At 52.1% G+C, this 10,091-nt stretch carries 9 protein-coding genes and 1 pseudogene; 6 read left to right on the top strand and 4 right to left on the bottom strand.

The window, feature by feature from the left end; translation table 11 throughout:
* Positions 1–145: 145 nt before the first annotated feature.
* The 3 genes and pseudogenes from GS620_RS10490 (at position 146) to GS620_RS10480 (ending at position 2,009) form a co-directional block, all read left to right on the top strand.
* Complete coding sequence (locus tag GS620_RS10490; protein WP_171615689.1) at positions 146–970, top strand: hypothetical protein; 825 nt, start codon at positions 146–148, stop codon at positions 968–970.
* Between the two features lie 303 nt (positions 971–1,273).
* A pseudogene (locus GS620_RS10485) lies at positions 1,274–1,447 on the top strand (IS5/IS1182 family transposase); the annotation flags it as partial.
* A gap of 205 nt (positions 1,448–1,652) precedes the next feature.
* Positions 1,653–2,009, top strand: coding sequence for a hypothetical protein (locus tag GS620_RS10480; RefSeq protein WP_171615687.1), 357 nt, complete (start codon positions 1,653–1,655; stop codon positions 2,007–2,009).
* Positions 2,010–2,324: 315 nt separating this feature from the next.
* On the opposite strand, the gene GS620_RS10475 is transcribed toward GS620_RS10480, so the two are convergent.
* From GS620_RS10475 to GS620_RS10460, 4 genes are all read right to left on the bottom strand, one after another.
* Positions 2,325–2,837, bottom strand: coding sequence for a hypothetical protein (locus tag GS620_RS10475; RefSeq protein ID WP_171615685.1), 513 nt, complete (start codon positions 2,835–2,837; stop codon positions 2,325–2,327).
* Positions 2,838–3,212: 375 nt separating this feature from the next.
* Positions 3,213–4,112: a plasmid partitioning protein RepB C-terminal domain-containing protein gene (locus tag GS620_RS10470; protein ID WP_171615683.1), complete on the bottom strand. Its 900-nt coding sequence runs from the start codon at positions 4,110–4,112 to the stop codon at positions 3,213–3,215.
* Positions 4,109–5,002: a ParB/RepB/Spo0J family partition protein gene (locus GS620_RS10465; RefSeq protein ID WP_171615681.1), complete on the bottom strand. Its 894-nt coding sequence runs from the start codon at positions 5,000–5,002 to the stop codon at positions 4,109–4,111. Before GS620_RS10465 ends, GS620_RS10470 begins: the two co-directional genes overlap by 4 nt.
* Complete coding sequence (locus GS620_RS10460; RefSeq protein WP_171615745.1) at positions 5,002–6,495, bottom strand: recombinase family protein; 1,494 nt, start codon at positions 6,493–6,495, stop codon at positions 5,002–5,004. Before GS620_RS10460 ends, GS620_RS10465 begins: the two co-directional genes overlap by 1 nt.
* Before the next feature lie 219 nt (positions 6,496–6,714).
* Here GS620_RS10460 and GS620_RS21855 point away from each other — a divergent pair, with 219 nt between their 5' ends.
* The 3 genes from GS620_RS21855 to GS620_RS10445 all read left to right on the top strand — a co-directional run bounded on the left by GS620_RS21855 (position 6,715) and on the right by GS620_RS10445 (position 9,836).
* Positions 6,715–7,032 carry a hypothetical protein gene (locus GS620_RS21855; protein WP_216597874.1) on the top strand — a complete coding sequence of 106 codons (318 nt, stop codon included), beginning with the start codon at positions 6,715–6,717 and terminating at the stop codon, positions 7,030–7,032.
* A gap of 1,053 nt (positions 7,033–8,085) precedes the next feature.
* On the top strand, positions 8,086–8,670 hold the full coding sequence (locus GS620_RS10450) for an ANTAR domain-containing response regulator (RefSeq protein ID WP_171206155.1): 585 nt from the start codon (positions 8,086–8,088) through the stop codon (positions 8,668–8,670).
* Positions 8,667–9,836 (top strand): ABC transporter substrate-binding protein, encoded by a 1,170-nt coding sequence (locus GS620_RS10445; RefSeq protein ID WP_171615679.1) that lies wholly within the window; start codon positions 8,667–8,669, stop codon positions 9,834–9,836. The genes GS620_RS10450 and GS620_RS10445 overlap by 4 nt, the downstream gene beginning before the upstream one ends.
* Positions 9,837–10,091 lie beyond the last annotated feature (255 nt).

Genomic DNA, 10,091 nt, shown 5'->3' with positions numbered 1-10,091 from the left:
ACCCAACCCTTACCTTGTATTGGGCCCGAATGCACCCTTAAGCACATAACCGTTTACGAACCAAGGCTAAAGCCAGAAAACGCCAAGTAGTCTGTTAACATTTTCGATGCCGAAACAAGTTTACGGACAAAGAAGGAGAAAAGACATGCCGAAGCTTAGTGAGACGGAGAGCGCCCTAACAGACGAGTCCAATAAATGGTCGTCCGTGCGGGCTCTAGCGCAGGCAGCGCTCGACTTTCACATCGGCTTTTTGGGCTGCCGCATGGGTGCGGCGCATAGCACCCAGCTTGACGCCAATGCGAAGGAGCGAATTCTGAAGATCGTGCGAGCTGTGTCTTGGGTGGAAAGCAAGCACGGCACCGCAGGCTCCAACCAACCCAAGCGCGACCCGGTCCAAGCAGGTAATCCCAACGACAAGTGGTGGAAGGAGCTGACGGGGCAATCCGGGCAGGGCTCGCGGTTCATCCGGGGTCCCAACTTGTCGAACCTCTGGGCAAATGAATTGGCCGGCATGGCTGAGGCCACCGCCGGCTTCGAAGGCGACGCCCAGATGTCTAAGCTTGGTGACAAGAAGAAGGGACACAGCGACGCCAAGTTCTCGCAAGCGCACAGCTATTACTGGGGGATTGTCTACTTGATCCACCGTATCAACACGTCCGCCGGCGACAAGTCCTTTCAGTGCGGGAGCCTGTCCCGCAGCCGGCTGATCGATGGTGCGGTATCCTACAACGGTGGCGGCGACGCGAGGTACCGGCAGAAGATCGAGAGTGCATTGGCGTTGATTGGAGATCTCACAAAACGCGACTGGATTAACCCACTAGAGGAATTGCCAGAAAGCCACCAGATCGCACTTTCATTCGCGGTTCAAGCGTCTGTTATTAAATCGGAAAATGCCTCACTTCAGACCATTCGGCTGGAAACAGAGCGCGACGGTTCTTTGAAGGCAGTTGAGGTAACTTTCAAAGGCTGACAAGAAACTACGAATTATCCACAAAGAGAGCAGCTTTTTCGTTCAGCCCGTTGTTCGCGTTGTTTCAACACCTCGTGTCCAGCAAATTGCAAGCAAGCCTTACGGGGTATGAGGATGTACCCAGTTGGGCGAACTGCGTATACAATGAGAAACGCGCGCTTGCTCAAAGCTTACGAGCTATTGTCCTGAGCAGCCAGATCTGACTGGTCCAAACTGATTGTTAGTGCTTGATTGGCCTCAGCTCTATCGAGATGATGGTATCTGGAGTTGGCGGGCGATAGCCCACTTAAATCCCACAAAAAACGGATCGGAGTGGAGCGCTCGCTTCATCGCTTGCGCAACCTAGTCGAGCGTTGCCTTAACAAGCTCAAGTATGCCCTCCGTGTGGCGCCCCGCTACGACAAACCCACAGAGAGTTTTCTGGGTTTCATCGATTTGACATCTATCCGTCTGTGGCTCCGTCATTTGTCAACATGACCTAGGTCATAGTAAACTGAATGCAAAAAAGTTGACACAAGTTGCACAAAATTGGACAATTGTTTATCATGTAACTTTCCAACCTTTCAAAAAGGCTATTTCGACCGCTCGGCTAGCAGCTTCCTTAAAAGCACTATCGGCAATAGTAAATTACCAATCTCAGTGCTCAGCCGTACGAATTTCAAAACTAGGGAGACTTTAGCAGATGACAATACTGACTGATTTTGTGAATATTTACGAATCCTCTGACGCGGGATCTGGAGATCCCGAAAAGACATTTTGGCAAATTCGAGTTGGGAGCAAATTCTTTTTAACAAACAACCATCATATGGCTGCAACCGCTCGACTCGCAATACAAACTAGTCGAGCAGTTCAGGTCACATATGATGACGATACTATTTCTCAACTTAGAATTGATTACGAATACGTTTGTGTCGAAAAGAAATTTGTTCGCTGTAGTTCCGAAAGCCCTACTGGCGGTGACGAATTACAGAAAGTCTGCGACACGATGAGGCTGGCGCCTTGCGAACCAAACACGAATAGAGATCTAACCGAAGACTAAGGCTTTTGCCACAGGTTTCAGCGCCAGTTAACGATAGTTGCAGTGAGGCCATCGCTGAGAAGACAGCCTTTGAATGGCTGTCATTCAAGCTGCTTCGCGCTTAAACTACTTGCGCTTTTTCGATATGAATGCAGTGCAGTATCTGCATTGTTCTCATCGAATGATTTTGGTTAGCGTCCGTTACACGTTGAAAAATACCATCGTATTTTTGAAATCTCACCTCCGGACCTCCGATCAAGATGAGCTCCGGGCAGGCCAGCAAACTCCATTTTCGCTTGATTGGAACCGTACTTAAGCCAAGCAAGTTTTTGAGGCTCAAAAATACACGACAAGAATCACAATCGAACCTGCTATTTGCATCCCAAAAAACACAAGCGGTGTTGAGTCGATCAAATTTCGAAAAAGAGAGAAACGCCATTTTGATTCTTGTCTATCTCGATACGCACGCTGTTTAGAATCCATAATAAAGTAACCAGGATCGTATAGAGGGAATCTCATCTCCAAATTTTCTGTAGATTGGTCGTTTATGAAGCTAGAAATGGCATGGTTCCTCGAAGCGAGCTTTCTATACCAACGATTGTAACGAGCATCGATTAAAAAGAAGAACACTGGGATTGCGCACGATGCCATTATTAACGCAAGCGATCGAGTTTCAACTTTGTCGCCGAGTGCTACGGCGACGCAGGCCAACCAAAAAGTCAAACAGATATTTCTTAACCGCCAAAGTCTATCAACCGTCGCCTCAATCTTGTTAGAAATTATCTGGGCTTCTATCAATAGCAAATCTACTGTGGGTTGCTTAAATTTAGTCCCATTGCTTTCTGGCATATCTTATCCAATTCGTTGAAATAGACCCAATCCGATTAATTAGTATTAACATATCAGCTTTCTTCAAAGAACTACTCATCTCATTGCCTTGCACAAAAATCCAGTTAAGGTGTCAAAACTTAACATAATGGCGCTTATCCTGCCAAAAAGCAGCGCGTTAGGATGGGCTTTCCAACGCGCTGCAGTTTTGTGAGTAAAATTCACAATATCAGCCGGCTGGATAATACCGGAATGGTGGGCTCCGCACGGGGTCGCCGCCATCCCCACCTCCGCACTTGATCCGCCCCACCGTGCGGCGTCTCCTGCGGTCCCCGCGCTTCATTGGGTCCGGGTCCCCGGTCGCGATCCGGCCCTAATTGCCCGAAGCCACTCAGATCAGGAAGTCAGGGCCTCCGTCTCCGTAATCTTTTCAAACTCAGGCAGAAACCCGGCGTGGTGCATTTCTATGTATCGCGTAATCCGAGCGTTGCTGATGAGTTTCGAAACGTACCCACGTGCCAGAACCAGATCGAGATGATCGGCTCCGTAAGTATCTTCAACCAATCTCAGCTCACGTTCCAGATTGGCAGACTCGCGCTCCATCAGTTCCAGTTGCTGGCGGGAAACACCTTTCGCAGCCTTGGGTTTGTCGGGATTAACCAACTGATTTTCTGGTGTCGCTGCCAGCAGTGAACGTGCATAGTTCACCGTGTATTTGTTCATCGTCACCATAAGTTCCGCAGCTTCGATCTGCCTCAACGGTTTCATCTTTCTGAGAATTCGAAAGCTCGTCAGTGTTACCTGCTTGTCCTTCAGCAAATCGGCCGCCTCCGGACAAATTCCGTCCAACAGGCGTTTCTTTTCCTGAAGTGTTTTAATGTTGATATTGAGCGCGCGCGCCAACCGCCCTTCCGGCACGCCACGCTTCAGAGCCATCAGGATCATTTTGTGTTCCTGGATCGTAGCAAGCCTGCTGATACGTTTGTTGTAAGTGAAGGCTTCATCGTCGGTGGAGATCTGACAAATTGCGTCTTTCGCTCCGAGATCCAGCAAGATCGCATGTCGAAGATGCCCATCAAGCAATATGTAGTTTTCAGGGTCGGATTTGTCAGGCGCAATGACCATAGGCTCAACAAGACCAATTTCCCGGATTGATGCAGCAACCTGAGCGTATTTGACCGTCTCCTTTGTACCTTTCTGAACGGCGTAGAGCGGGCAGATACGATCCAGCGCGATCCGCACCAACTCCTTTTCGAACGCCAGTTCGATGGGTTTTTCCAGCTTGCCGCGGGTCATTGTATCTCTCCCGTCCTTAAAGAATGCCTGTCCGTTAGCTTTTTGGGAAGTGACGCAAGACCCTCCGCCCGCAACAGCGTCACAAAATTCTCGTTGTTCAGCAAAGTCCGAAGAGCTTCTGTGATGAACATCAGCTCGTTGCGGGTTGCCGTCGCCTTTCGTAGTAGAACCTGCTTTTTCTCAACGTCATTCTGGTACGTGCGCAGCAGGCTTTCGACGGATAGCGATCGCCTTTGCCGTTTGTCTGTACCGGGCTGCCCTTTCCCATGTTTCTGGCGCGCTTCCACCAGGCGTTTTGCGGCAAGGAGTCTACCACCGCGCAACAGATTGTTTTCGTAAGCCTGACGCAGAATGACCTGAACTTTGCTGTCCTCCGCATCAGCAATGTCGACGGCTACGCTTACTGGAATCTTACCACTTTCTACTGCTCTTAGCAGCCGGTGTTCACCCCTTTCCAGCAACCGGAGAACGCCCCGCACATATTTCATTGAAAGATTGGTTTTTTGCGCGATCTCCGCGTCTGAATATCCTCTGTTTTTCAGGCCTTTGATGTCACGGAGTAGATCCAGGGCCTTATGATGGCGTCGCGCCAGATTCTCAACAAGACTCATAACAAGGCAATCTTCGTTGCTTGCAGTGATCACAATTGCAGGGATTTCGTCCTGGCCCAATTCCTGAAAAGCCTCGAGCCGACCCTGACCACATACAAGATCATAGCGAAGTCCATCCTCGCCATCTCTTTTTGCAACCGTGATTGGCCGCTTCAGCCCCAGCTCTGCGATACTGTCGACCATAGCTTCAAAAGCCCTTCGGTTGCGAATGCGGGGATTAACGACTGAAATCAGATCAATGGGGATCAGTTCCGCGATCTGGGAAGCACGGTAAGTCATCAAGCAGCCTCCGGAATTGGGACCTGAACCGCCATTTCAAACAACGGAGTGAGTGTGTCGAAACGGTAGGCATCAAGTGACAGGCCGTTGTTTTCAGCAAGCCGAAGGCGTGGCAATGTCATGTCGACACCCGGGAGCAGGTAATAGTCGAGTGGTTTCCTGTTGGGTCGATCCATCCGGACGGCAACAGTGATGTCGGGTTTCAGACTCGTGTCAAAACGGATGTTCCAGCGGAGAGACCCGGCGTTGGTTTCGTGACATCGCACAACGACGAGCGACGCAGTGAACTCGTTGTTAATTGTCAGAAGATCCGTAACGGGATCCCGTTCCACATTTCCGCCAACCCCGCCAATTCCTGCGATCGTATGTGCAACGATGTCAGGATGAATGTCCCGCAAACGTCTGTTGATTTGGACATATCTGTAATCGCGATCAGGCTGAAAGCCGACAAGCTGATAGGCCCGAAGCAGGCTGCCAAAACGCGCACGGTATGAGCCGCTTGAAGGAAGCGTGTCTGCTTCATCGATGATCAGGCCTGACAGATATCCCTGAGCCTGAAGAACATCGCGCAAGCCTTCCAACATTTCATCGTCAGTCAGTCTGGCTGATCTCGCAGCGACGATGGCTCCTGCTGCAGCAAAAAGCTCTGGATCGACAATCGCCTCGAACGCAGCCTCTGCCCTGACCCAAATATCCGGATCGTTTTGAACGCGATGTTTCTTCAGCTTGAAAGAACTACGATTCCAGACGTTGTTTCCGATGTATTTCTCGTTGATCAAAATCTGATGCACGGTGCCGCGGGTCCAGGCACGCTCCAGGTCGGTCAGAATTCCACGGGCATTCAGGCTTACTGCAATGTCCGCTTCCGATTTCCCATCTTCTACAAAAAATCGGAATATCTCCTGGACAATGGCAACTTCTTCTGCGGGGCCCGGAACCAGAGTTACCCTGTCCGTCTGAATACTTTTGTGCTGGCCCCGTTTAAGAATGCCTTTGGGTTTGCCATGTTCGTCAATCAGCATACGCCTCAGACCGAAACCGGGTGGCCCGCCCTGCCGATACCCTCTTTCAATCAGGCGACACTGTCCGGTGAATACTCTTTGAGAAAGCTCCCGGCTATACTCGCCGGCCATGGCGCGCTTAACGCCTTTGACAATTGTCGAGACCGGGCTGCCGTCGTTTTCGAATTGTTCAGCGCAATACACGACGGAAATACCGGCGCGTTTGCAGATGTATTCGTAATAAGCGCTCTCGTCGGCATCCTGAAACCGGCCCCAGCGACTGATGTCGTAAACCAGGACAACTTCAAAATCTGCACGTCCTGACTGAATATCGTCGATAAGCTGTTTCAGGCCATCGCGCCCTTGAATGCGCAGGCCACTTTTACCTTCATCAGAGTAGGTCCGCACAATGTCGATGCCTCGCTGTTCCGCATATTGCGCTATGGCATCAGACTGGTTCTCAGTCGAATAACGCTGATGCTCTGTCGACATGCGCACGTATTGCGCCCCGCGGATAGCGCGACGGGATTTGGGAGCACCGGGGCTCTCGTCATGATCGTCGCGCCAGCTCAAGTGCTGAGCACCTCCATTCGTTGAATTCGACATCTGTTGGGAATGGCCGTGATTCCTGTGGGCCAAAGCTTAAACGCCGGAATTCGGAAAAGTGTTTCCGAAGATGGGCAACACTTTTCCAAATAAGGACAATGGCACATGAACAAATTAGACTATCGGTTGGAAATTGCGGCGGCACTGAAACGCGAGCTTGGAGGATCCCATCGGGCGATAAAGGTTTCCATGAACTGGGCGGGCGCCTCGGAGCGAACCGCAAAGAACTGGTTGGCCGGGGCACACGGACCCGCAGGTGAGCACCTGATTGAACTCATGCGGCACTCGGATGAAGTCGCCGAAACGGTCCTGGCCCTATGTGGGCGAAGCGAAGCATGCCTGTCCTTGGAGCTTGCATATCTCCGGACCGCACTTGTTCGAATGCTGACAACGGCTGACGAAATCATGGGGGCAGAAACCTGAGGAAAATAGCCATTCCCTGAAAGCCTTTGGATTTTCACTGAAAGATCGTCAGGTTTTCACTGTTAATGGATTTAGGGAATTCTCCCACAAGGCATTAATCCAACTATCTATTTCGGAGTCTCAGGCACCAAAAAACTGCCAAAACGGTGCGTATTCCCTGTAAACTTCCCTGTTTTCAGGGAAATTTGGTTGAGACTGGCTAGCTGCAAACTGCGCGCACAGCCACTTTCCATGAAAAGTCGAGAAAATAAGAGCTTTCCCAAGCTCATCTTAGACAATGTGTCTCAGTCGCCCGAAACTGTGACAGAGGGTGTAACACGATCCGTTGCGAACTATGCGCGCAAGCGCTCCGGCTCGTCCCATCAGAAGCCAAAACACTGCGCCGACCCTTACCTCATGCGAATGGGTCGGGCATTCCATTGCCGCAAACGCCTTCCCAGGGCGCCATCAAACATACAATCAAACTCATCTCTGTACATTTCCCTGCGCACCGACCTCCCGCTCGACGCCGTGAAACGAGCCGCCAGGCTTCTCACGGTCTACGAGCGAATGGAGAAAGAAATCGTGGGCCTATGCCTCTCAAGACCTGAGCCCTACTGACTGAAGATCTCCCAGCGGAACTGGTAGGGGTCCTGGCAGAACAAAGCAGTATGGGCAACTTTGAGCCTCCCCAACTGAACTGGTCTACCGTTATGTTTAGGAAACGGAGGACCACGAATAGCAAACAAGCGACCGAAGCCAGAAGAGGTAGATTCGAAGTTGCGGCAGTTTGAACTTCTGATGGGGCAAAGCATGCCCCGTCTTGATGCGATCGGACAGATCAGAATTGTTGAAAAATCCTACGACCGTTTGAGCAAGTGAAAAACACAAGGTTCGATGCGAGACGCCACTGCAGCGCTCACCGCAGATTTCTTTGATGCCATGTAGAAAAACTGTGCAGGCATTCCGCTAAATGCGGAAATACGCTGAAATAATGGGCGAACCGGCAGCCTGGTGAACAGATTATTGGCCTTGGAATTGCGGTCAATGAATCTTGGGCTCAGTTGAGTCTCTATGAACCAACATCTGACTGTCGTTGTAGTCGAACAGAACCAAGAGCGTGCTTTTGCGATCGTAGATGCCCTAAAAGAGGCTGGAGACGTAGACGTTTATGTAATCGGCAATGTCTCCGGGCTGGCACGTAAAATTGCAACGCATAGCCCAGACATTGTCCTGATCGACATCGACAATCCATCGCGGGATATGCTGGAAGAGCTCACCGTTGCTTCGGGCCCATTGGAACGTCCCGTGGCGATGTTTGTCTCGAGCGCTGCGGGCGGGTTGGCGAAAGCCGCAGTTGAGGCCGGGGTGTCGGCCTATGTCGTCGACGGTTTGCAAGCCGAGCGCATTAAACCTGTGATCGATACCGCTATTGCCCGGTTTCAGGTGTTACGTCAGATACGGACCGAACTGGCCGAAACCCGCCGTGCGCTGGAAGAGCGCAAAGTGATTGACCGAGCTAAGGGCTTGTTAATGAAGGCCAAGGGTGTTTCGGAAGATGAAGCCTATGCCCTGCTCCGTAAAACCGCGATGAATCAGAATCGCCGGGTTGCCGAGGTGTCCGAAGCCTTGGTCACAGCATCAGGTTTGTTGTCATGAGAACGGTAACCCTGCCTGTCGCCTATATGCCTTTGGTTGATGCCGCTCCACTGATCGTGGCACGCGAGATGGGGTTTGACCACGCCGAAGGCATCTCGTTGGACCTGCGACCGGCTCCATCTTGGTCGTCTCTGCGTGATATGCTGGCCTTTGGGCACGTGGACGCGGCACATCTTCTGTCACCCGTCCCCGTTGCGATGGCTTTGGGTCTTGGAGGCATTGCGACACCGTTATCCGCCGTGTCTGTCCTGTCGCTCAATGGCAATGTCATAGGTGTTGGAACTCAATTGGCTGGGCGGTTGGCCGACCAGGGCTACGGCTTCGATTTCTCCGATGCTGCTGCAGCTGGGGCTGCACTGGCACAGGCCGCCGGCGACGTTTTGGTGTTCGGTGTACCTTTTCCGTTTTCGATGCATGTTGAATTGTTGCGTTATTGGGTCGCTGGAACCGAACTGGCCTCGAAACAGGTCGAAATCCGAACCGTCCCGCCTCCACTCATGGCGCAGGCGCTCGCAGGTGGCGAGATCGATGCCTTCTGTGTGGGTGAGCCCTGGGGCTCATTCGCTGTAGACGACAGTGTCGGTACACTGCTGTTGCCCGGCAAGGCGATCTGGTCCTGTGCACCTGAAAAGGTGCTGGCGGTCAGAAACGACTGGGCCGAAACCGAACCACATTTGCTGGGCAGCCTTATGCGGGCCGTTTGGCGCGCAGGACGCTGGCTTTCGAACACGGACAGCCGAACAACTGCATCCGAGATGCTATCGCGTAAAACCTATCTCAACGTCTCACCCGAGCTGATTGACCGAGCGCTGATGGGCGAATTCACTATATCGGCCCGCGGCGAGCAGCGCCATGTCGATGGGTTTGTCGAGTTTTTTGACGGCGCTGCCACCTTCCCATGGCGCAGTCAGGCGAAATGGGTTGCGCATCAATTGGCGAAACGAAACGGGCTGGACGCCGGAACTGCGGAACGACAATCCGCAAAGGTCTTTCGCAGTGATCTCTATCGTCGCGAATTGCAAGGGCTTGGTGTGGAAACACCCGGCGCGTCCGAGAAACTTGAAGGGGCGTTACCCGAGTCGACGGCGGTTGCCTCGACCAATGGCAGCCTGCTTCTGTCTCGGAACGTCTTTTTCGACCGACGCATTTTCGAGCCAGCGGGGTAAGTCTGCACAAAATTTTTGCAGTGCAGCATCTGTTATTGCTGCGACGCAGAATTTTCGAGGTGAAAACGCTGAAAATTGATGACGCGCCGCTGCGTGACTGGCTAAATCGGAACATCGGAAGGCAACGACGCCCACCGACGGAATTCGCCCATAGTCCAGGGCACCTCACAAGAGCAAAGCCGCTCGACCATCCGCCACCTCCTCCCGGCGGACTGTGTCGGCGGCTTTTTTGTTTGCCCAACGGGTTGGGCTGAA

Origin of the sequence: Ruegeria sp. HKCCD6428 (genome assembly GCF_013110595.1) — a bacterium.
In the GTDB taxonomy this organism is placed as follows: Bacteria; Pseudomonadota; Alphaproteobacteria; order Rhodobacterales; family Rhodobacteraceae; genus Ruegeria.
This window is presented reverse-complemented; position numbering and strand designations above follow the sequence as displayed.